Origin of the sequence: Chryseobacterium sp. POL2 (assembly GCF_011058315.1) — a bacterium.
Taxonomy (GTDB): domain Bacteria; phylum Bacteroidota; class Bacteroidia; order Flavobacteriales; family Weeksellaceae; genus Soonwooa.
Genome location: NZ_CP049298.1, coordinates 1,869,734 through 1,892,624, shown reverse-complemented (window position 1 = coordinate 1,892,624; position 22,891 = coordinate 1,869,734). Strand labels below are relative to the sequence as shown.

Annotated in this window: 25 protein-coding genes; 18 read left to right on the top strand and 7 right to left on the bottom strand. The window is 33.5% G+C overall.

Annotated features, from left to right (window positions below; translation table 11 throughout):
* Nucleotides 1-62 precede the first annotated feature (62 nt).
* Together G6R40_RS15175 and G6R40_RS08800 are read left to right on the top strand one after the other, a co-directional pair.
* Nucleotides 63-491, top strand: a complete 429-nt coding sequence (locus tag G6R40_RS15175) for a helix-turn-helix domain-containing protein (protein WP_228455825.1) — start codon at nt 63-65, stop codon at nt 489-491.
* Between the two features lie 14 nt (nt 492-505).
* Entirely contained in the window at nt 506-1,351 is an 846-nt protein-coding gene (locus G6R40_RS08800) for an IS3 family transposase (RefSeq protein ID WP_262887641.1), read from the top strand.
* Between the two features lie 118 nt (nt 1,352-1,469).
* Here the strand turns inward: G6R40_RS08800 and clpB are convergent, their stop codons facing one another.
* Entirely contained in the window at nt 1,470-4,061 is a 2,592-nt protein-coding gene (gene clpB / locus G6R40_RS08795) for an ATP-dependent chaperone ClpB (protein ID WP_165134162.1), read from the bottom strand.
* A 295-nt stretch (nt 4,062-4,356) separates the two neighbouring features.
* Here clpB and G6R40_RS08790 point away from each other — a divergent pair, with 295 nt between their 5' ends.
* The 6 genes from G6R40_RS08790 (at nt 4,357) to G6R40_RS08765 (ending at nt 8,768) form a co-directional block, all read left to right on the top strand.
* Complete coding sequence (locus G6R40_RS08790) at nt 4,357-5,157, top strand: enoyl-CoA hydratase/isomerase family protein (RefSeq protein WP_165134159.1); 801 nt, start codon at nt 4,357-4,359, stop codon at nt 5,155-5,157.
* Nucleotides 5,158-5,577, top strand: a complete 420-nt coding sequence (locus tag G6R40_RS08785) for a PaaI family thioesterase (protein ID WP_165134156.1) — start codon at nt 5,158-5,160, stop codon at nt 5,575-5,577.
* A gap of 85 nt (nt 5,578-5,662) precedes the next feature.
* Entirely contained in the window at nt 5,663-6,289 is a 627-nt protein-coding gene (locus G6R40_RS08780; protein WP_165134153.1) for a hypothetical protein, read from the top strand.
* A 24-nt stretch (nt 6,290-6,313) separates the two neighbouring features.
* Nucleotides 6,314-6,604 carry a winged helix-turn-helix domain-containing protein gene (locus G6R40_RS08775; RefSeq protein ID WP_165134150.1) on the top strand — a complete coding sequence of 97 codons (291 nt, stop codon included), beginning with the start codon at nt 6,314-6,316 and terminating at the stop codon, nt 6,602-6,604.
* A 330-nt stretch (nt 6,605-6,934) separates the two neighbouring features.
* Nucleotides 6,935-8,293 (top strand): DUF4153 domain-containing protein, encoded by a 1,359-nt coding sequence (locus G6R40_RS08770; protein ID WP_165134147.1) that lies wholly within the window; start codon nt 6,935-6,937, stop codon nt 8,291-8,293.
* Nucleotides 8,274-8,768, top strand: a complete 495-nt coding sequence (locus tag G6R40_RS08765; RefSeq protein ID WP_165134144.1) for a hypothetical protein — start codon at nt 8,274-8,276, stop codon at nt 8,766-8,768. Before G6R40_RS08770 ends, G6R40_RS08765 begins: the two co-directional genes overlap by 20 nt.
* A gap of 59 nt (nt 8,769-8,827) precedes the next feature.
* On the opposite strand, the gene aroQ is transcribed toward G6R40_RS08765, so the two are convergent.
* The 6 genes from aroQ to G6R40_RS08735 form a co-directional block, all read right to left on the bottom strand.
* Nucleotides 8,828-9,250: a type II 3-dehydroquinate dehydratase gene (gene aroQ / locus G6R40_RS08760; protein WP_165134141.1), complete on the bottom strand. Its 423-nt coding sequence runs from the start codon at nt 9,248-9,250 to the stop codon at nt 8,828-8,830.
* A gap of 264 nt (nt 9,251-9,514) precedes the next feature.
* Entirely contained in the window at nt 9,515-10,177 is a 663-nt protein-coding gene (locus G6R40_RS08755; RefSeq protein WP_139351752.1) for a hypothetical protein, read from the bottom strand.
* Between the two features lie 61 nt (nt 10,178-10,238).
* Nucleotides 10,239-13,262: an Eco57I restriction-modification methylase domain-containing protein gene (locus tag G6R40_RS08750; protein WP_228050545.1), complete on the bottom strand. Its 3,024-nt coding sequence runs from the start codon at nt 13,260-13,262 to the stop codon at nt 10,239-10,241.
* Between the two features lie 115 nt (nt 13,263-13,377).
* Complete coding sequence (locus tag G6R40_RS08745; RefSeq protein WP_024564037.1) at nt 13,378-14,646, bottom strand: site-specific integrase; 1,269 nt, start codon at nt 14,644-14,646, stop codon at nt 13,378-13,380.
* 14 nt (nt 14,647-14,660) lie between these two features.
* Entirely contained in the window at nt 14,661-15,350 is a 690-nt protein-coding gene (locus G6R40_RS08740; protein WP_024564038.1) for a hypothetical protein, read from the bottom strand.
* A gap of 2 nt (nt 15,351-15,352) precedes the next feature.
* Nucleotides 15,353-15,802, bottom strand: coding sequence for a hypothetical protein (locus G6R40_RS08735; protein ID WP_133159943.1), 450 nt, complete (start codon nt 15,800-15,802; stop codon nt 15,353-15,355).
* 134 nt (nt 15,803-15,936) lie between these two features.
* Between G6R40_RS08735 and G6R40_RS08730 the strand changes: the two genes are divergently transcribed.
* From G6R40_RS08730 to G6R40_RS08685, 10 genes are all read left to right on the top strand, one after another.
* Nucleotides 15,937-16,221, top strand: coding sequence for a DUF3853 family protein (locus G6R40_RS08730; protein WP_024564040.1), 285 nt, complete (start codon nt 15,937-15,939; stop codon nt 16,219-16,221).
* Nucleotides 16,221-16,472 (top strand): DUF3853 family protein, encoded by a 252-nt coding sequence (locus tag G6R40_RS08725; protein WP_024564041.1) that lies wholly within the window; start codon nt 16,221-16,223, stop codon nt 16,470-16,472. The genes G6R40_RS08730 and G6R40_RS08725 overlap by 1 nt, the downstream gene beginning before the upstream one ends.
* A gap of 2 nt (nt 16,473-16,474) precedes the next feature.
* Nucleotides 16,475-17,185, top strand: coding sequence for a hypothetical protein (locus G6R40_RS08720; RefSeq protein ID WP_024564042.1), 711 nt, complete (start codon nt 16,475-16,477; stop codon nt 17,183-17,185).
* Between the two features lie 51 nt (nt 17,186-17,236).
* Nucleotides 17,237-17,464, top strand: coding sequence for a hypothetical protein (locus G6R40_RS08715; protein WP_024564043.1), 228 nt, complete (start codon nt 17,237-17,239; stop codon nt 17,462-17,464).
* A 50-nt stretch (nt 17,465-17,514) separates the two neighbouring features.
* Entirely contained in the window at nt 17,515-18,639 is a 1,125-nt protein-coding gene (locus G6R40_RS08710) for a hypothetical protein (protein ID WP_024564044.1), read from the top strand.
* Nucleotides 18,640-18,702: 63 nt separating this feature from the next.
* On the top strand, nt 18,703-18,939 hold the full coding sequence (locus tag G6R40_RS08705; RefSeq protein ID WP_123903502.1) for a hypothetical protein: 237 nt from the start codon (nt 18,703-18,705) through the stop codon (nt 18,937-18,939).
* Nucleotides 18,940-19,054: 115 nt separating this feature from the next.
* Nucleotides 19,055-19,894, top strand: a complete 840-nt coding sequence (locus G6R40_RS08700) for a toprim domain-containing protein (protein ID WP_024564046.1) — start codon at nt 19,055-19,057, stop codon at nt 19,892-19,894.
* Nucleotides 19,895-20,428: 534 nt separating this feature from the next.
* Nucleotides 20,429-20,527, top strand: a complete 99-nt coding sequence (locus G6R40_RS08695; protein WP_228460372.1) for a single-stranded DNA-binding protein — start codon at nt 20,429-20,431, stop codon at nt 20,525-20,527.
* Between the two features lie 326 nt (nt 20,528-20,853).
* Nucleotides 20,854-21,642, top strand: a complete 789-nt coding sequence (locus G6R40_RS08690; RefSeq protein WP_228455824.1) for a tyrosine-type recombinase/integrase — start codon at nt 20,854-20,856, stop codon at nt 21,640-21,642.
* On the top strand, nt 21,627-22,805 hold the full coding sequence (locus tag G6R40_RS08685) for an IS91 family transposase (RefSeq protein WP_077564587.1): 1,179 nt from the start codon (nt 21,627-21,629) through the stop codon (nt 22,803-22,805). The genes G6R40_RS08690 and G6R40_RS08685 overlap by 16 nt, the downstream gene beginning before the upstream one ends.
* The last annotated feature ends 86 nt before the right edge of the window (nt 22,806-22,891 follow it).

The window sequence follows — 22,891 nt, the reverse complement described above, 5'->3', positions numbered from 1 at the left end:
TTGCTTTTTTTTAGTATAATGTCCCGTCCTGAAATAGCGATACAAAAAAAATAATCGTTATTATGGAAGAAAGAAGCAATTATGTAAAACGTACTCAGCGCGATTACAGTATGTCTTTTAAGTTGAACGTTGTAAAAGAAATCGAGTCTGGAGAACTCTCTACCACTGTTGCTTGCCGAAAATATGGCATCCAAGCCCGAAGCACAGTTGTGAGTTGGCTCAGAAAATTTGGTACCTTTGACTGGGAGAACCAATCCCCATCGAATATGCCAAAGTCACCAGAACAAAAGATCATGGAGCTTGAAGCCCAAGTAAAGCTTTTGCAAAAGCAGAAGACCTTTCTTGAGAAACAGGCTTATGTGGCTGATAAAAAAGCCATTATTTTCGATATGATGATTAACCTTGCCGAAGAGGAATATCAAATTGATATACGAAAAAACTCACCACCCGAACTATCGACTCTTTCCGAAAGGAACAAAAAGAAACCATAAGTTTCTCCTGTGAATTGTTCGGGGTTGACCGACAGGTTTATTATCGTCATTTGAAACGAAAAGCAAAGCGGCAACAAAATGCACAGCAGGTTGTGGATTGGGTAGCAGAGCTGCGAATGATTCATCCAAAAATGGGTGGAAAGAAGTTGTATTTTCTTTTGAAAGAGAAACTTGAAAATTTAAGAATTGGCAGAGACAAATTCTTTGACTTCTTAAGGGCTAACCATTTGTTAATCATTCCCAAAAGAAGTTATCACAAAACTACCAATTCGTATCATCGTTTTAAAAAACATAAAAATTTGATTAAAGATTATCAATACAAAAAGCCTAATAATGTTTGGGTATCAGACATAACTTACTTGGGAAACAGAGAAAACCCAGCCTATTTAAGCTTGATAACCGATGCTTATTCTAAGAAAATCGTAGGCTTTGATGTGTCGGATTCTTTGGCTACAGCATCTTGTTTAAATGCTCTAAAAATGGCATTGAAAAAAGAAAACCCGAAGAGTCTTATTCATCACTCAGACAAAGGTTTACAATATTGTTCCGATGATTATCAAAAGCTATTGAAAAAGCATAAAATCCGTTGTAGTATGACACAAGAATCAGATCCTTATGAGAATGCCATAGCCGAAAGAATCAATGGAATTTTAAAACAGGAATATGATATTGATAAATTTAATGTAGATTTGAATACAAGAAAGATTTTGGTCAAACAAACCGTAAAGGTCTATAATGAGTTAAGACCGCATTTGTCAAACTATTATTTAACACCGATGCAAATGCACCAACAACAAGAATTAATACCAAAATCTTACAAAAAGAAAAACAGTACAAATACGAATATATGTACTGTTTAAAATAAAATTTTATTGGTCTAATCCTGTATCATTTTTTCAGGACGTTACATAATATGAAAAAAGTGTAGTATTTTGTCTTTTTTAAATTTTCAAATTATCTCATTCTCAAATTCAAAAATTACTCTGTTGGTCTAAAAACCAAACCTGTTTCTTGGAAATAATCCATCGTAATTCTATCGCCATCGTTGATGTTTCCTGCCAGAATTTCTTTAGATAATTTGTTCAAAACATCTTGCTGAATTACTCTTTTCAATGGTCTTGCTCCAAAAACGGGGTCGTAACCTTTGTTCATTAAATAATCCAAAGCGTCTTGAGTTGCCGTCATCATAATATTTCTTTGAGCGAGAAGCTCATTCAAACCTCGCAACTGATATTGTACAATTTTTCCAATATTCTTTTTGGTTAAAGGTTGGAAAAGCACAATTTCATCAATTCTGTTCAAAAATTCTGGTCTCAAACTTTGTTTCAAAAGATCAAAAACTTCTTCTCTGGTTTTATCTACAATTTCGTCATGATTTTCTTCCGTTAAATTCTCAAAATTCTCCTGGATTAAATGCGAACCCAAATTCGAAGTCATAATGATAATTGAGTTTTTGAAATTCACCACACGACCTTTGTTATCGGTTAAACGTCCATCATCTAAAACCTGCAACAACGTGTTGAAAACATCCGGATGAGCCTTTTCAATTTCGTCCAAAAGCACCACAGAATAAGGTCTTCTTCTCACCGCTTCGGTCAATTGTCCGCCTTCATCGTAACCCACATATCCCGGAGGCGCGCCCACCAAACGAGAAACGGAATGTCTTTCCTGATATTCGCTCATATCAATTCTCGTCATATTATTTTCATCATCGAAAAGAAGTTCTGCTAAAGCCTTTGCCAACTCGGTTTTACCAACTCCTGTTGTTCCTAAAAATAAGAAGGAACCAATCGGTTTTTTGTCGTCGCTCAAACCTGCTCTGTTTCTTCTAATCGCATCGGAAACAGCTTCTATAGCTTCTTCTTGACCAACAACACGTTTGTGAAGTTCGTCTTCCAAATGCAATAATTTTTCTCTTTCAGATTGAATGAGTTTGGTTACAGGAATTCCTGTCCATTTTCCGATGACTTCGGCGATGTTTTCAGAAGTCACTTCTTCTTTAATCAATTCATTTTTATGGTTTTGCATTTCCAATTCTAAGGTTTGCAAAGCATCTTCCTTCTCCTTGATTTTTCCGTACTGAATTTCCGCCACTTTCGCGTAATCACCAGCTCTGGAAGCACGTTCAGCTTCTAATTTTAAAGCTTCAATATCTTTTTTAATCTGAGTTAAATCTTCAGATTTTTGCTTTTCCTTCAACCATTTTGCATTGATTTCATTTCTTTGCTCATTGATTTTGGCTAAATCTTCTTTTAAATGATCAATTTTGGTTTGATTGCCTTCTCTTGAAATAGCTGCCAATTCAATTTCCATCTGCATGATTTTTCTGTCCAAAACATCCAGTTCTTCGGGCTTTGAATTAATTTCCATTCTCAATTTTGCAGATGCTTCATCAATTAAATCAATCGCTTTATCAGGTAAAAATCGGTCTGAAATATAACGTTGAGACATTTCTACCGCTGCGATAATTGCTTCATCTTTAATTCTCACTTTGTGGTGAGCTTCGTATTTGTCTTTAATCCCACGAAGGATGGAAATCGCCGATTCTGTATCGGGTTCTTCCACCATCACCTTTTGGAAACGTCTTTCTAGGGCTTTATCTTTTTCAAAATATTTTTGATATTCGTTCAAAGTGGTTGCTCCAATTGCTCTTAATTCTCCTCTTGCCAAAGCAGGTTTCAAAATATTGGCTGCATCCATCGCACCTTCGCCACCTCCAGCTCCTACCAAAGTGTGAATTTCATCGATGAAAAGAATAATTTGTCCGTCGGATTTCGTGACTTCATTCACAACAGATTTTAAACGTTCTTCAAACTCGCCTTTGTATTTTGCACCGGCAATCAAAGCGCCCATATCCAAGGAATAAAGCGTTTTGTCCATCAAATTTTCAGGAACGTCGCCGGAAATAATTCTATGGGCAATTCCTTCTGCGATGGCGGTTTTACCAACTCCGGGTTCACCAATCAAAATCGGATTGTTTTTAGTTCTTCTCGAAAGAATTTGCAAAACCCTTCTAATTTCTTCATCACGACCGATTACGGGATCTAACTTCCCTTCAGCAGCGAGTTCATTGAAGTTTTTAGCATATTTATTTAAAGATTGATACGTTTCCTCAGAACTTGCCGAAGTCGCTTTTGAACCTTTTCGAAGTTCATTAATTCCGCTTTCCAATAATTTCTTGGTAACGCCCATGTCTTTCAAAAGTTGAGAAACTGGCGAAGAAATCTCCAGAAGTGATAACCAAAGATGCTCGATGGTTACATATTCGTCACCCATTTTTTTAGCGATATTGGGTGCGTCTAATAAAATTTTATTCGCCGATTGAGAAAGGTAAATGTTTCCGCCTTCCACTTTTGGAAGTTTTTCTAACAATTCGCGGTTTCTTTCTCTAACTAAATTGGCATCTGCTTCCGATTTTTTCAATAAAAACGGCGATATATTTTCATCCACTTGAAAGATGCCTTCAACTAAGTGTTGAGGTTCAATCTGTTGGTTGCCAAATTCCATAGCGACTTGTTGTGCAGCTTGGATGGCTTCTTGTGATTTTACGGTATATTGGTTTAAATTCATATTGTGTGATTGTATTTAAATTTTAGTTTTTTTTTAATTCAAGTATCAGGTTTTAAGTTGAAACCATTATTTCTCAAAACCTAAAGCTTGAATATCTAATCATTTAATTCTGAATTTTAGTTCTCAAAAACTATACATTTGTTAAATTTATTAAAAATTAAGCCAAAATTTCCGAATTATTGAAATTTAACCAAGATTTAACGTGACAAAATTTCTCGTTTGCATCTTATTCCTAGCATTCATCTTCATTTTAAAATTCGCTTGAGAAATCCTATCTTTGGGAAAACCCATAAGTATGTACACACAATTTGAAGTAGAATCGCATTTTGACGGACGATTAAAAGTAATATTTCTAAATCAACCAGAAGTTTTTAACAGTCTAAATAAAACAATGCTCAAAGAGCTAAGACATGTTATTGAAGCCTTTGGTAGAGAAGAAGTGGTGCGTTGTATTGCAATATCTGGTAGGGGAAAGGCTTTCTGTGCTGGACAAAACCTTAAAGACGCTGTTGATCTTAAAGATCATGTTGATGACGACCGCGAAATCCAAAGAATTGTTATTGATTATTATAATCCTTTGGTTGAGGCGATTACACATTCTAAAAAACCAATTGTTGCGTTAATTAATGGACCAGCTGTTGGTGCAGGAGCGATGTTGGCGATGATTACGGATTTTGCATTGGCAACAGAAAGTGCTTATCTATCTTTAGGTTTTGCTAATATAGGCTTGATTCCGGATACCGCAGGAACTTATTATCTGCCGAAGTTGGTGGGTAGACAAGTAGCGAGTTATCTAGCATTTACTGGAAAAAAAGTGCCTGCTTTAGAAGCTAAAAAATTAGGTATGATTGCGGATGTTTTCCCAGATGCTGATTTTGCTGAAAAATCATTTGAAATATTAAGCCATCTTAGTTTCGCTGCGACAAAAGCAATCGGATTGACGAAAAAAGCTTTCGTTGAGTCCGAGCATCACACCTTGAAAGAGCAGTTGGATCTCGAGTCTATCTATCAACAGTCCGCAGCGCAATCTCATGATTTCCGCGAGGGTATTACCGCTTTCTTAGAAAAACGCAAACCAGAATACATCGGGAAATAAATGGAGAACTCTTATTTAGTAGAAGCTCAAAAACTTTTAAACCAAGATGCGTTTTCACAATGGATGGGCGTTGAGCTGTTGGATGCGAAAGAAAATTATTGTTTGATAACAATGCCTATAAAGAACGAAATGATTAATGGATTGAAAACCGTGCATGGCGGCGTTACGTTTGCATTAGCGGATTCGGCTTTGGCATTTTCTTCGAACACAAAAGATGATGCAGCGGTGGCGCTCAATTGTTACATCAATTTTATGAAAGCAGTTCGGTTGGGCGATGTGTTAACAGCAGAAAGTATTTTATTAAATGAAACCAGAAAAACAGCGGTTTATGAGATTTCTGTGAAAAATCAAGATGATGAGTTGATGGCGAGTTTTCGTGGAACAGTTTATAAAATCGGAAAGAAAGTTGCTGATTTGTAGTTGATTGTAAAACTTTAATAAAGAAGTCCAAAATTTATTTTGGACTTTCGTTTTTATTTATAACTTTGTATTTCAAAGTACTTTTATGGAATCGAAACATATTAAAAATGATCTGCAGCATATTCGTCAAATGATGGAACGAAGTTCTAGATTTATTTCGCTGAGTGGTTTGTCTGGGATTTTTGCAGGGATAACTGCATTAGTGGGTGCTTTTGTGGTATATCGGGTTTTTGAAAGTGAAGGTGTTCTTTATTTTGATAATACGGATAAAGTTTACAGTATTGATTTCATTAAAAAGTTAATAGGTATTGGTTTAATCATACTTTTTGTTGCTGTTTTTTCAGGCTACTTTTTTACAGCTCGAAAAAGTAAACAAAATGATCTTAAAATTTGGGATGCTACCACCAAACGTTTGTTAATCAATTTTGGGATTCCTTTGGTTGCAGGAGGTATTTTTTGTATGGGTCTGGTCTATCAACATTACTATGTCATGATTGCGCCAGCAACACTTGTTTTCTACGGTTTGGCTTTGATTAATGCGGAGAAATATACTTTGACAGATGTTAAATATTTAGGAATTTCTGAAGTTTTTTTAGGATTGATTTCGTTGTTTTTTCTTGGTTATGGTTTGTTATTTTGGGCGATAGGATTTGGAGTTTTGCATATCGTGTATGGATTGATTATGTATAAAAAATACGACAGCAATAAGTAATTATTTTGGTTTAGTAAAAGAGATATGCTCAATATTAATTTGCTTAATAAGGAATTCGAAAGTAGGGTTAGGCTCGGCATTATGTCGGTGTTGATGGTTAATGATTGGGTGGATTTTAATGAAATGAAAACACTTCTTAAGGTTACAGATGGGAATCTGGCGAGTCATAGTTCGGCTTTGGAGAAAAATGCTTACATCGAAGTCAAAAAAGAATTTGTTGGTAAACGTCCAAAAACATCCTATCGTGTAACTCAAGTTGGTAGAGAAGCTTTTCAAAAGCATATCGATGGATTGGAGTTGATGTTGGGGAAATAGTTATATTTTTTTATTTTTAAACTTTGAAATACAAAGTACTTTGATTTATGTTTAAGATTTATTTCATATTAAGTTGGATTGGTGGTTTGTTATCATTTGCCTACTGTTTTTTAACAAGTGACGATGACGCTTTTTTCGTTTCGTTAATGCTTCATGCTTTTAATGGCGTAATCAACTTCATTTTTATGATGGTGTTTTTTATTTACTCATTGATTTTTTTGGAAGCAAAATTTTACTTTCAAAAGCAAATCTTGTTGTTGATGTTCAACTTTCCAATGTTCATGTTTTTTGTTCTGACAATACTAATTATTTTACAATAACTATTTTATTATGAAAACTTCACAATTAATTTTCATTTTTTCTTTAACGTTTCTTCTTTTATTTTATGGTGAAACGCCAGGGATCAATCTTGCTGTTTTAGCTTTGTTATACACGTGTTCAACTTATTTTGTGGCACCGAAGTTACATCGGACAAAGACTTTTAAATTCATGACTTTCTTTTCTATAGTTTCGGGTTTAGCCCTTGCTTGGTATGGTGATTTTTCTTCGTTTTTAGCCATTGTGATTTCGGTGTTATTACTGCGATTGTTTGCATTATCTACAGAATTAAAACCAATTCTAGTGCTTCCTGTGGCCGCATGGCAAGGCATAAGTTTCCCGTATCGGTTTTTTTTATTCAATGATTGGCTTCCTAAGGCGAATGCCCAAAAATCGGTACAAAAGATTTTTGCGGTTGTTGTGATTCCGGCTATTTTATTCTTGACTTTTTTCGCAATATATACTTATGGAAGCGATATTTTCGCTGGTTTTTTGGGTGGCATTTCTTGGGATTTCAATATCTATGAATTGGTAGGGCTTTCTTTTTTAGGTTTTTTTATCGCTTTTAATTTTTGGAATGTTAAAATTGAATCTTTTATTTTTAGTTCAAATCATCATTTTCGCGACGATTTTGTAAACGAGGACAAAGTTGCAAAAGCAAGTTTTAACTTTTTGGACATCAATCTCGAGCGTCAAAGTGGCTTTGTTTCTTTGCTTGTGCTTAATTTAATGCTAGTTTTCTTTTTAATAAGTTTTAATTATGAACAATTTTTTCGGGGAGAATCTTCACCCGAAGAGCTTTCTGGCGCAACACATGAGCGTGTTAATTCGGTGATTTTGAGTATTGTGATGGCGATTTTAGTGATTATGTTTTATTTTAAATCTAATTTTAATTTTGATGAAAAGGTCACATGGCTTCGGCGTCTTGCCTACATTTGGATTGTTCTTAATATGCTATTAGTATTGTCTGCGGCGACCAAAAATTTGGAATATATATCCGAGTTGGGTTTGACCTACAAAAGGCTGGGTGTGTTGGCATTTTTAGGTTTGGCTTTGTTGGGATTGTCGTTTGCTTTTTATAAAATCAAGAATAGAAAAACCAACCTTTTCTTAGTTAACAAAATGCTTTGGGCGGTTTATGGTCTGGTTTTGGCATGCAGTATTGTCAATTGGGGCGCTTTGGCAACGTATTACAATTTGAAAAATAACAAAGTGGACTGGACTTATTTGAAAAGTTTGAATTTCAACGACCATATTCTCTCGAAAGAAAATCCGAAGTATAAAAGTCCAGATCTTATTTATTATAAAACCGAAACAAAGCAATCCAGCTTCCTTTCAAAAATATTATATTATGAAATCTATGCTCAATAAAAAATGGAATTTACTTTTAGTCGGATTTGGAATATTAAGTTTAGTAGCTTGTAAAAAAGAAACAGATAAAATTATCACAGATACAAAACGGGATACCATAACAACTGTTGAAAAACCTGCAGATACACTGTCGGCGATACTTGCTACTAGAACAGAAGCCAATCAACTTATTCTGGATGTGGATGGTACTAGCTTGCCAATTCGTTTGGTTGAAGAAATTAAAAACCCAGAACAGCAGATTATCGTGCGTCTTCTTAATTATGATAAATCTAATCTTAAGGCTTTTATTAAATCTGATAAAGAGATGAATATTAGGATTAACCAGATCCGAATGCCAGATAATACTTTTGATGGGCCATTCTCGCAAACAATAGATTATAAAACACCACAAAAAGGAGAATATTGGTTGGTGCTTTCAAAAAATAATATGGCTTCGGGAAATCCGTTGGGCAAGTTTTTCTTGAAAGTTGAATAAGTTTTTGATTTAATTTTAAATAAAAACGGATTGGGTAATTATTACCGAACCCGTTTTTTTTATTCTTGAATTTGCTTTAAAATAAATTGAATCGCCAAATGATATCCAGACATTCCGAAGCCGCTAAGTACAGCGTCGCATTGCTCTGCCGTGACCGATTTTTTTCTAAACTCTTCACGTTTGTAAATATTACTGATGTGGATTTCAATTTTAGGTTTAGAAATGTTTTTTAAACAATCAGCAATGGCGTAAGAATAATGCGTGTATGCGCCAGGGTTGATAACGAGTGCGTCGTAATTATCTTGTTGCAAACGGTTGATGATTTCACCTTCGATGTTGGATTGGTAAAAGTCGATATTGCCGTTAGCGTGTTTAGATTTTAATTCGGATAGGCAAGCATCCATTGTTTGTGATCCATAGATCTCTGGTTCGCGTGTTCCAAGAAGATTAAGATTGGGACCGTTTATGATGAGAATATTCATTATAGAAATTATTGAGATATAAAGATAAGAAGCTTTGTACGAAACACAAAAAAACCTTCATAAAAATATGAAGGTTTTAAGTAGCCCGTAGGGGAATATTAATATACTTCAATAAAACACAATAAATATTCATTTCGTTGATTTTAAATAATTTACAAATATTTAAGAAACATTAAAGCGTTATAAACAATATTGAACATCCCTTGAATTTGTCCCTGATTTTTGAAGTAGGGACCAAAATCAATTCAGTTCAACCTTCTTAATTTAGTCATAATTATTTAGAACGATTTTGGAGTAATCGAACAATAAGTGAAAGACTGAAAACTTGTCTTTTGTTTCATTTGATTTTTGGTGTAGAGACCTGTAAGAACCTTCAAAGTTTGGTGCAAGAATCTCAGACTGCAAATCTTTAATAGTAGTCAAATTTTTATTAGATTTTAACTTTTTATTTATTATTGGAAAAATTGAAGAATGGGATATTTTGGGGTTTTCAATAAATCCGATTTGCCCTTCATAAGGTATTCGTCCTTTTACATAGCTTCTCTGTGAAAACTTTATAGTATCACCTATGTAAGCAATAGAATCTGTATTAGTTTTAATTCTTTTACATTCTATTGCAAAATAAGTCAACTTATCTTCTAAATCTAATTTCAAATAAGGATAATCAATTTTAATATCTATTTTATCGTCATGCATTAAACCATCCTTAGCATCATAATATGATTCAGCAGATTCCTTATTGATAAAATTCTCTATTGAATATTCATTAATGGGGCTGTCATTTAAAAGATTGATATTTTCCCTCATATAATCATCAACAAGTCCATTTCTTAAAAAATCTTCTTGCTTTATTTTCCCCCTTGTAGCATAATCATATTTCTTTCCATCCTTTAAAATAAGATGATAGCAGTCAATTACATATCTCATTATTTTCCTAACATGAGATTCTATAACCCGATTTCTATTCTTTTTAAAATTATCGGCGTTACTAATCATTGGCAGAAATGTTATTAAGACGTTTTAATTCTGCTTCTTGAATAGCCTGCTTAAATTCTGCAACATCATACCATGCCATTGCACGATGCCAACATTTATATTCATTTGGCTTTATAATATAAAAAGAATCACTTTCAAATCCTTTTATATCCTTTTGAATATATAGATTTTTTGATGGGTCGCTGGTATCTGTTATTCTTTCAATAGTCAAATTATTTGCCAGTTTCTCCAAAACATCTTTTTCATCAGTATTTTTAGGATATGATATTTTTTCTTTTGGCTTTTTGTCTGTAATAATGAAATTCATTGCAATGAAATGTCTCATTGTAAAAATCTCAACTTTTACAAACTCATCATAATATATTTCCTCAAATTCTTTTATGTAAACATCGGCATATTTCTCTAAAACTTGTTTTTGGTTACGGTGGTCAGAATCATTAAAATTAGTAACAAGATGCTGTTTGCTTTGTTGAAACTGATAACGAGAGACATTTAAAGCATAATCAATTAAATCCTTCTCGTAGTCTTTGACACCATAAGAGTCATTAATTATTTGATTATTTTTTTGGAGCAAAAAATGATTTACAGAAGGCTTTCCAAGATTAAATTTGTCATAAAAAGTGGCATAATATTCAATAATTGATTTAGCATTATTAACCAATTTTTCTAATACTGATTTATCAAAATCAAGCAATGGCATCCTTAGTAATTCTTCATCAAATCTTATAGCGGGTCTAGTTGCTACTCCCCAGGCACCAGAAATTAGAAAAAGAAAGTATTGACTTAAATCAGATTTAAGTAAAGAATATAATAATAATATAATATTTTCAGTTTTTGAAGAGATAGAAAACACCCCTTTTCTAAAAACAAAATCCTCACTTGAAAAAGAAATTAGTGGTTCTGATTCATTAAGAGCCTGTTCTTTAAATAAAACTTTATTGCCCAAAAAAATATTTTTATCTCTCCCCCTCGACAAATAAACGTCTTCTTTATTTAGAGATTTGTAATTTTTGGTATTAGTGTAGCCCTGTTCAATCTGAGAGTTTTCTAAAATTTTCATTCCAATTAATTCTGGAAAAAAATTCGGATCTTTCCCTCTTTCTATACCAGCCCCTTTATAGATAGTGTTATTATTGATAATTGACCCAATATTTTTTTGAGGTAATACTTTCAAGAAATTAAAATCCAAATAACTTCCATATAAGGCAACCTTAAACATCCAATCATTTTCTAAAAAATATTTCTGTGGTAACGCTTTTTGATCAAACCTTTCAATAACTAACATTTTGAAATATTTGATAAAACGATTAAATTTAACTGATTGATGATTAATTATATTCTTTTGGCAATCATTATCTTTTGATAGTCTAAAATAAACGATACTAGCAGGACTATTTTTCTTCTCAAAAATTAATCTTCTTACTGGGGATAAATCAAAAAACTTTTCTACACAAAATGTAGTTAAGAAATCCTTTTTAAATCCTTTAGTTTTTTGTGAAACATTATAGAAAATTGTACTAGTAACAATGAGTGCCGATTGTGTTTCATCACTCATAAAATCTTTAGCTCTCAAAAGAAATGACTGAGCAATTTCAAATCTGCCAACTGTTTTTTTATTGTCCTTTAACCATTTAACATGAACTACATCTTCTTTTTTGCTTTTCCATGGTGGATTCCCCAATATAAATTTTGGTGGATTATTTTTTATTACTTTATTAAAATCATGTGACTTATCAAAGAAATTAGCTTTGAAAAGATTAGTCCCTAAAAGATTAGGGAATGGATACTTATCAATGTCTTTTGGCTGTTGATAATCCAATAATGCTATATAAATTGAGAAACAAGTAACTTTTAGAGCCTCTTCATTTATATCAATTCCAAACAGATTATTTTTAGCAATTTCTCTAATTTTGTTACTAAATTCATTTTTATTTGAATCTCCATTAAGTTCAATTTCTTTTTCAATCATTCTTCTCAAAGATTGAACTAAGAATATTCCCGAGCCAACTGCAACCTCAAAAATTTTACATTCTGAAACATTATTTTGATTCAGATATTTATCAACAGTATCTGATAAAATATAATCAACTAAAAAAGACGGAGTATAAACTGCTGAATCTAAATCTTTAGTCTCATCATCAATCAAAGATTCATAAATACCCGATATTACTTCAACAGGAATAATTGAAAAATCAAAAATCTCAAAGAAAGAGCCTTCAAATAAAGAGCCTTGTTGCTCAAGCTCTCCTTTAAAAACATCAGCTAAATAATTTGCTTGAATTTGATTTAACTTTATATCTGTCTCTTTGAAAAGAACACCATTGAAATTATCATTAAGTCTTTCAAATAATTGATTGAGTTTTTCAGGTTCTGAAATTAAAAGAATAAAGTTTTTTCTTTTTTCATTAAGTGATTCGCCTGAAATATACGCCTCATCAATCTTGATACCTCTATCAATTAAATATCGAATAAAAATTAATCTTAGAATCAAAGAATTGGCAGATTTCTCATCAAGAAAATTTGATTTTGTTTTATCAGTTAAATAATTTCGTACATCTTTAATGTTTTGAAATAGTCTCTGATTAACCCGTGTTTGGTTTTCGTTTTTTTTAGACAAGTATTCATCTTGAAACCAAGCCCAAGTTTCCCCCGACTGCAAACTCCAAAAAGAAAATTTCTCGTCTCTTTCTTCATCAGATATTTCAACCTCTTGGAGATAACCGCCTCTACCATCTTTATTTTTGATATAATTTAAAGCATTATAGATAGAAATATCTTTGTCTTTTAATATAAAAACGATTGGGGAATTATCAAAAGACCAAACTTTTTTATGTATCTCAGATTCTTTATTTAAATCATCAGAATTGGTTAAATCAAAAAACAGTAATAAAGGTTGGTTATTGAATACATAGACTGCATCGGGAGAAATTCTTTTAATTTTATTTAGGATATCCGGATGAAAATCAAAATCATAAGAGCCATCCTGTTCATTTTTATAAAAAACAGTATTTTCCAAGTTTAACTTAATCAGAAGTTTATGTAGTTCAGAATTTTTCACCTTATTGCAAAGTTACAATAAAATATAATTCTTGCCGATTAAAAAACATTACCAAATCCCCTTGTCCCAATATTTAAATTATTAAATCAAATTTCTCCATTGCGGTTGCTTTTATTTCATCAGCAATATCTATATAGGGTTTCATGGCGCTGTAATCACTATGTCCAGTCCACTTCATTACTACTTGCGGAGGAATCCCAAGTGATAATGCATTGCAAATAAATGTTCTTCTACCGCAGTGAGTTCCAAGTAAAGAATATTTCGGTAACACTTCGTCAATTCTTTTTTTTCCCATATAATAAGTCTGCGTAATAGGTTCATCAATTTCTACTAACTCTGCCAACTCCTTTAGGTAGTCATTCATTTTTTGATTGCTAATAACGGGTAAAGCTCTATTTTGCACAAAATCTTCATCTTTGTATTTTAACAAAATTTCACGACTATGCGCATTAAGGTCGATTGTGAGATTATCAGATGTTTTTATAGAATTTATTTCAATGTGTTTTTCTTTGACGTCCGATTTCCGTAAATTAAAAACATCAGAATATCGCAGACCGGTAAAGCATTGAAATAAGAAAACGTCCCGAATTTTTTCAAGATGTTTTTTGTTTTCGGGAATTACATATTCACGAAATCTCTTCAATTCATCCTGTGAAAGAAAAATAACTTTTTTCGGAATGTTCTTTAGTTTTGGTTGAAATAGTTCGAAATAGGAATTTGTTTGATATCCTTTTCTTTTTGCCCATTTTAAAAACCACTTTAAAGACTTAAACTCTTTCAGAATAGTAGAGTTTTTATGATTTTTTGATTCCAAAAAATGTTGGAACTTGTTATAGCCCTCCTCATCCAAGTTGTCAAATTTTAAATTGGGATTAAATTCTGTTAACTTGTTTTTTAGCGTATTCATCTTCATCAAGGTTTTATCTTTCCAATATGAGTTTCTTGATTCTTCTTGAGTAAATAGGTCAAAAACATCAAAAAAAGACTTTTCTTCTACAATTTCAGTTTTCGAAGTTCTCCCAACTTCGCAATTAAAAGATTCACGGAATTGTTTTGAGCATGGAGACATTACATCAACTTCAAATTTTTGAAAAGTTCTTTGACAAGCCGATTCAAATTCTTGAATTTTCCTGTTGATAATGCTTGCGAAAATTTTCTTATCGCCGTGAGTTGTATTGGCCTTACAGCGTTGTGTTTCCTTGCTCCATTTTTGTATTTCTACTCTATATCCCAAATTGAAAGCCACAATATTGCCATCCCACTTAATGCGATATCGCAGTTTTGCAGTAGGATTGTCTTTTTCCCTGTCAAGAAGAAATTGAGCGTGATACTTTATATTCATATTAGAAAAATTGATTATCGATTTTCAATAGAACCCAATTTAAAGTCCCGTATTGACACTCCTTCTGCTTTTATAAAGTCATCTAAAGAGTATTTTAAAGTCTTTATCAGTTGGTTGTCAGCATAAATATTTATTGTTTTGGACAAGGTTGGTAAAGTTGTTTGTTCTGAACTGTTTTTATGTGTGTAGATTTTTAAAGAAAAATATAAAACAGGTTCGCGGGTTTCAAAAGATTCAATGGGCTTTAATGAGTTTGCTAATATTCCTGTTTCATTTCTATTACTTGTAAGCTCCTGGGAAATCTTCATTAAGTCAGTGAAAGATGTATAATTAAACCCTCCTGCTTCATCTTTCCAATTGTTCGTTCCCATTGTATTTGTAACAACTGAAATATCCTTATCTCTCGTATCAACAATCTGTTCTAAATTTCCATTATTCACTTTTACAATACGAAGCCATATATTTTGATTGTATTTCTCAATGTCCCCTTCGTTTATTATCTCAATTTTCAACTTTTTTTGAATTTTTATTAAATCTGCTTTTTCATCTTCTAATTTCTTATTTTCTTTTTCCTGATATTTTGAAAAAACCTTTTGTGCGATTTCTGCATCTCTACTTTTCCAATTATTCAAAGCATTTTTCTTCTGCTGAGCAATCACGATTCCCCCAAATAAAATAGCACTAATTATCAAAATCCTTTTCATAGTTATTTTTTTAAAATTTCAAGAAGTATAGTAACCTGTCTCATGCTATCCGATAGTTGCTCTTGACTGGTTTTCAATCTTTCTGTTAGTTCTTTTTGTATTTCTTGATAGCCTTTTTGAAGTTCTATCATATTAGAAAACTCGCTATGCGAAATAGTAACATTTCCACTAATATTTCCATTAATGTTGCTGTTTACATTATTTCCTGAGCCATTATTATTAATGTTTTGGTTGTTGGTTTTTAGCATTTCACCTGATTCCGAAATAAACCACTCTGGATTCAAATCGGTATAAGTGTATAGTATTTTTTCAATAGTATCTGAGTTGAGTCCCGAGTTGTTTTTTATAGCTCTGCCAATTAAACCAACAGACAAACCAGCTTCAACAGTGATTTTATTGGGGTTTAACCCTTTGTAGGTCATGTAACTTTGCAATCTTTCAGTTATAGTCATCTTTAATTTTTTTTTTGTTTTTGAGATTAAAATATAGATATATTTCAATATTTATTTTATATTTGCAATACAAATATAGTAAAATATATACAAATAAGTATTTTTTTAGAACAAATTACAATAAAAATTTCAAAATGGAAGATTATAATAGACCAATTTGGCAATTGACCATAGGTGAATTTGTGGAAATTTTAGATGCCAGAAAACAAGAATCATCAGAAAACCCCACACAAGAAAAGGTATTTAATGAAAAGTATGTTTACGGTCTTTCTGGATTAGCAAGAATATTGGGATGCTCTAAAAATCATGCAGGAAAATTGAAAAGTAAGGGAATTTTTGATGAAGCCATCATTCAAAATGGGAGAAAAATTATCATTGATTCGGAAAAAGCATTAGAACTTTTTAAAGATAACAGCTGATGGAAAACATAACCCCACAAACACCTCTTTGCAATCTGACCGTAAAAGAATTTTTAGAGATATCTAAAAATTTAAATTCTGAAAATATGTATGAATACGGTTTAAAAGGTTTGGCAAAAATTCTGGGCTGTTCCATTTCAAAAGCATCCAAGATTAAATCTTCAGGAATTTTGGATGAAGCCATCATTCAGAAAGGAAACATCATCATCATCGACAAGAAAAAGGCTATAGAACTTTTTGCAAGCAGTTAGAAATGTATTACTTGGAACTTATCGACCGATTTTGGGACTTCAATCACAAGGCAAGACTTGGCTCTTCGGCAATTTCGCTCTATCTGTACCTTTTGAAATTAGGAAAGGACAACGATAGTTATAAGGTCGTTATTTCCGATGTTGCACTCGGTAATGCATTGGGAATAACTAGAAAAACCGTAAAACCGACCAAAGATAAACTTCGCGAGTTGGGTCTTGTTGAATTTGAGTCCAAAAGTGGATTTCCTTGTAATTACAGAATTCTGTTAAATTACTTATCTGATATTCCCATACTGGAGAAAATAGAGAAGGAAAAAATCGAAAAAGTACCAAGTTTGGAAATTGTTGAAAAACATGAAACTTTAAAGAGAAGCGATTCGTCCAAGGAAGTTGTTCCCAAAATCAGTAAATCTAGTGATAAAGTTTCCATTACTGATACTTCCAAAAGCAGCAAGTCAAAAATTATTCCCGAATTGGAAGAATTTATTCAGTTTGCAACAACTTTAGAGGATTATCAGCCTCTTTTGGACTCTGTAATTGAAGAAAAATATCATTCGTGGTTAGAAAACGACTGGCGGAATAGTTCTGGAAGACCCATTTCCAACTGGAAATCCTCATTAAAAAGTATCCTGCCCTATTTGAAGAATAGTCAAAATGATGATACAGTTTCCGTCGATTCCATTCCAAATATCAAACGACCGAAAACATCATGAAATCAATAAAAAGTCGATTTCATTTCTAACAAATCGTAAAAACTTAAAACAATGAAAATATCTGACTTAAAACCTGGTCAAAAAGTAACCATCAATAAAATATCTTACGAATATCTGGGTATCCAGAAAGTGAGGATCCCCAATATAGGAGAAGCCGAAAAAAGGGTGTTCAAAGCAACTGGTGTTGATTCCTACAAACACTACAATCTCATTGATGGAGACAAAACACTGAAAAGTGAGAAAATAAAACTAGTAAAGAAAACTGTTCGAACCAAATAATTACCATCTGAAATCAGGAAATAAGAAATCAGGAACATTAAGAATAGAAAATGTCTTTATCTGAAAAAGATTTGCGCCATGTCCGAAAGAAGTTTGAGGACAAGGGAGAAAAAGTTCCCGACAAGATTCGGCTGGGAAACCATTTCGTGGACGACTTTATTTTTGATGACCAACAAGCGGCGGACATCCCAATCAATGCGCTTCGAGTCATTTTCAATATCGTTGCAATTATCGGCAATGAACAGTTTCGTCCCGAAGACCGTCCGAAGCAACTTTCCCTATTTGATGAAGAATTTGAAACAGAAAATAACATTTTCGCCTCCATCAAAATCCGGAACAGTAAAATTTCTCCGAGTGGTTCCACAAAGCAGGTTGTGGATGCCTATGAGTTTCTCGCCAAATTTAAGATGGGATGGTACAAATCGCTTAATTCAAAAGGGAAAGAAATCAAAACATTTGGCGGACTTATTTCTACGCCAACCTATGACCAAAGAGGTTTTACCACATTTCTAATTAGCAGTTACTGGCTGAAAAAATTATTGGTTATTCCCGAATATAATTATGTACTCTATCATCTGGTGTATAATATCAGAAACAACAAACACATTATTTTCTCCATCTGGCTTTCAAAAATTCCCGAATCGGGAACAATGCTGAAGCTGGGTAATTTCAATAAAAAGTTTGGGTTAAATTATAAAAATACCAAAGATTTCTGCTTCAAATTTCTAAAGCCCATCAAAATCAATCTCGACAGATACAATAGTTTTTCTTTCCAATACAGGTATGAAAAGGATTCCATATTTATTGTTCCTATCTTAACCAAAGGATTTTCTCATCCATTTGAAGAAGCAAAAAAACTTATAGAATCAAACCAAGAGAATTTTAACCAAAGTCATAAAATTAACCGAAGATTGCTCTATTTCAAAAAACGATATAGATTAGACGAAGCCGAAACAGTCCAGTTTTTCCATCAATACGAAAATATACCGCAGACAAGGGAACTGATTGAAAGAGCCTTCAAGGAATTTATTAGGAACTGCAGAATGAGAAAGATAGCATCGACCGACTTTAAAGGTCAAAAATTTCTTATTGAAATTCAGGCACACATCAAGCATTTGTATAGAAATACAAAAATGGGAGAAATATTCCCTAATGGCTATCCGATGATTGTCTGATTTCGGAATTGCACTCACCACCAATTCGGAATTGCACTCACTAAAGTTAAAGAAATGTTAAAAATGAACAAAATAACAGCATCGAATTCGGAATTGCACTCACCCGAAGATTTAGAAAACACAAAAATTGTGGATAACCTAGCTGTTTTGTGGATAACTACGGTTATCAGAATAAATGGAAAAATCGATTCGGAATTGCACTCACCCCAAAACAGGCTTTATTTCGGAATTGCACTCACCCAAATTTCGGAATTGAACTCACTAGTTTTCGGAATTGAACTCACCGAAAAACACCATTAAATCCTTTGTGGCAAAAGAAGAATGCCATTTGCTAAAAGTAATATAAAAATAAATTAAAAGTCTTTTTTATTTAAAAGGGAAATGTGGATAAGTAATTTGCATTAAAAGAAAAAAAATGAATTGCGAAAAAGTCAAGCAAAACGTCGGAATTCGGGCGGTTTTGGAGTCGTTCGGGCTGTTTCCGGTCAAAGAAAATCCGAAAACTGCGTTTTATTTTGCGTTGGACCGGGAGGAAAAAATTCCAAGTCTGGCGGTCGATTTTGTCAAAAACAAGGCGTTCGATTTTGGAAATGGAAAAAGTTACGATGTGATTTCAATTGTCCAACAGATAAAGAAATGTTCCGTTTCAGAAGCATTGAAATGCCTTTCAACATTGGATTTTAGAGTTCAAAATGAAATAAAATATCACGAAACTACTGGTCAAACATGCAATCAGATTTTAGAAATCAAAGAAATCCAGCATCCTGCATTAATTCAGTATCTGAAGTCCCGAAGAGTTTTTGAGCAAAAGCATAGGGTTAAGGAAATTCACTACGAATTGAAAGGAAGAAAATATTTCGGAATTGGATTTCAGAATAAGTCCGGAGGTTTTGAGATTCGCAATCCACAGTCAAAAATATGTTTGGGAAAAAAGGATGTGACGTTGATTGTTAATGATAACAATCTCAAGAACGAGATTCTCATATTTGAGGGCTTTTTCGATTATCTGACCTACCGAAATTTAGACAAATCAGATAATTCAAACTGTGATTACTTGACTTTAAATTCAACTGCAATGTTTTTCAAGGTGGAAGAAAAACTGAAACAATATGAGAAAATTTCACTTTTTCTAGACAATGATAAGAATGGGAAATCGGTTAAATTAAAAATTAAAAGTCAATACAAAAATGTAGAGGATTGCTCTTTAATTTATCATAATTTTAAGGACTTGAACGAGTGGTTTTGTAATATTTGATCAGTTTAAATCATTGGAGAAACCATTTTCCAATGAATTTCCTTTAGTTTTCCATTAACAACCACGTCCATTGATTAAGTTTCCCAACTGCGGTTGGGCTTTTACGTTTGCAAATGTAGGACGGCACCACCCACACAAAAAAATCTTTTTGGGTTTCTAAAAAAATTCTTTCCACAAGCTCCAACAATTTTTCCAGACACTCCTAAATCCTTCGGACAAAAAGATTTCAAGCCCGATTCGGAATTTTCTGCCTTTATCCAGCGGAACCGAATCGGGTTTTGTATGGATGGTGCCGTCCTATGTTCATGGGCAAAGAAAAAGCCGGAACCTCAGTTGTACGAATCAAATCAACCATAGACGTTCTTTGAAATCAACGGAAAAACAATAAAAATCCAGCAAAAAATACTGTTTTCTAACTTAATATAAAAAAAGAAAAATGCCGAGTGTCCTCGATACCAAATCAATTCACTCCCAACATTTGACCTTTGACAAAACAAAAATTAACAAAATATTAACATTTTAAAATTTAAGATTATGAACACAATCGTAGGTAGAATTACCAAAAATGCAGAAATCAACACCTTGAAAAACGATAAACAGGTCGTAAACTTTTCGGTAGCACCCAATGACTAAATTACTAAAAAAAGTGGAATTGAAAAGCATATGCGGCTAAATATTTAGGCTTTTCAATTCAAGACTTCATCCCGCATTTTGCCAATACAATGTTGAACTAAACCTTCGGTAGCTTTCTCAGCGCTATATTTAGTTACTTTGTAAAACTAATTAAAAATCAGTAAAATGGCAACAAAAAAAAGAGTGTAGAAGAGCTTAGAGAAAACAAGATCATCAATCAGGCAAAGCGCGAAGTTCCGGGATTTGCGGAGCTTTTGCATAGGTTTGAACGTACGGTTTCTGTATTGGGAAGAAGCCAAAGTACCTTTCAAAATTACTCCAGACACGTGGCTGCGGTGTCGCTACATTTCGGAAAAATTCCTACAGAATTGGATCCCGAGCAAATTCACGATTACCTTTTTTACCTTCAGAAAAAATCTAAATCTCCATCACAATCGTACTTTAAACACACCGTTTACGGGCTTCGGTTTCTGCTAAAATCGGAAGGTTTAAGTTATGATTTTTTGAGTATTCCGGAAATTAAAAAAGAGAAAAAACTGCCTGTAGTGCTTAGTAAACAGGAGGTTTGGCAAATGCTTTGGGGGTGTAAGCTTTTAAAGCATAAAATTTTGATCGGCATTCTTTACGGCTGCGGATTGCGATGTATGGAAGTTCGAAATCTCCGTTTATGCGACTTAGATTTTGATCGAAAACAACTCAAAGTGGTTCAGGGAAAAGGCAAAAAAGACCGTTATTTGCCACTTTCCGAACATCTGATTCGTGGGCTCAAAAAGTATATCGAAGCGGAAAAACCGGAAGATTATCTCTTTGGAGAACCTCGTGGAGGGCGTGCTGGTGGCGATTTCGATTCCCGTTACTCCCAGCGCGGCGTTCAGTGGGCGGTAAAGCAGGCATCAAAAACGGCAAACATCCTGAAAGATGTGAGTGTCCATACGCTTCGGCACAGTTTTGCGACGCATCTTCTGGAAGATGGGATGGATATTTTGAGCATCAAAAATCTTCTCGGTCACGAAAGTATTGACACGACGCTGGTTTATCTTCAAATTGCACAACTTTCCACACAAAAACTCTTCTCTCCGCTCGATACTTTGTTTGAAGAATGTCGGTCGAAGTGATTGAATTTAAGTCTATTGAAAATCAGGATTTAAGGTTTAAATTTAATGAGGATCAAAGTTTAAAATCGAAATACGAAGTCGCCGATGTTTTAAATATTTTAGGTTCAAAATTGGAAAATTTAGAACTTAATTCTTGGCAGTTAAGAACTTTATTTGCCTTAAAAAAGTGCAGAACTTCGGCTTTGGGTGGTCATATCGATGCTTGTGATGAATGTGGAAATGTAAGCATCAGTTACAACTCCTGCCGAAACCGTCACTGCCCAAAATGTCAGGGCAAAAACCGTGAAAAATGGATTGGGATGAGGGAAAACGAACTGCTTCCGGTACCTTATTTCCACGTGGTTTTTACGCTTCCGGATGTATTGAACAAAACCGTACTTCACGAGCCCAAGATGTTGTATGATATATTGTTTGAATCGGCTTGGGAAACGCTTCAAGCATTTGGAAATAACCGTGGTTTAAAGATGGGAATGATCGCCATTCTGCATACATGGGGACAAAATTTGAGTTTGCATCCGCATTTGCATTGCATTGTTCCAGGTGGAGGTGTAGATGGCAAAGGCAATTGGCAACGCAAGATAAAAACCGATAAATATTTGTTTGCAGTAAAAGCGTTGAGTAAGGTTTTTCGTGCTAAATATGTAGCCTTGTTGCGCAAAGAAAAGTTGGCAGATGCTCAAGTTTTACAAAGTTTGTTTGAAAAGAATTGGGTGGTTTATGCCAAACGACCTTTTGGTGGCCCCAAGCAAGTGATCGAATATTTAGGTAGATACACCCACAAAGTTGCGATAAGCAATCATCGGATAAAAAATGTAAGCGATCACGAGGTTACTATTGCGTATAAAGATTATAAAGACGGCAGTAAAACCAAGCAACTTACCTTAAAAAACGAAGAATTTGCAAGACGATTTAGCTTACATATTTTACCCAAACGTTTTGTACGCATCAGACATTACGGAATAGTAAGTAGCAGTTGGAAACGTGGCAAACTTCAACAATTGCAAAAAGAGTTAAAGATAGTTCGTCCCAAAATTGAACCCAAAACGCAACATAAAAAATGCTATTGTTGTAAAGTCGGTAATCTAATAACGCTGCATGTTTTTGGACAAAGAGGACCACCGAAAGCCTATCTTATCGAAAACAAACTTGCGCTTGTGAATTAACTTTTATGGGTAAGGGAACTTGTGCTTTTTTGCATCGAAAACCAGTGTTAAAAAGTAAAAACAAACACAAAAAAAAGCAGTAATCG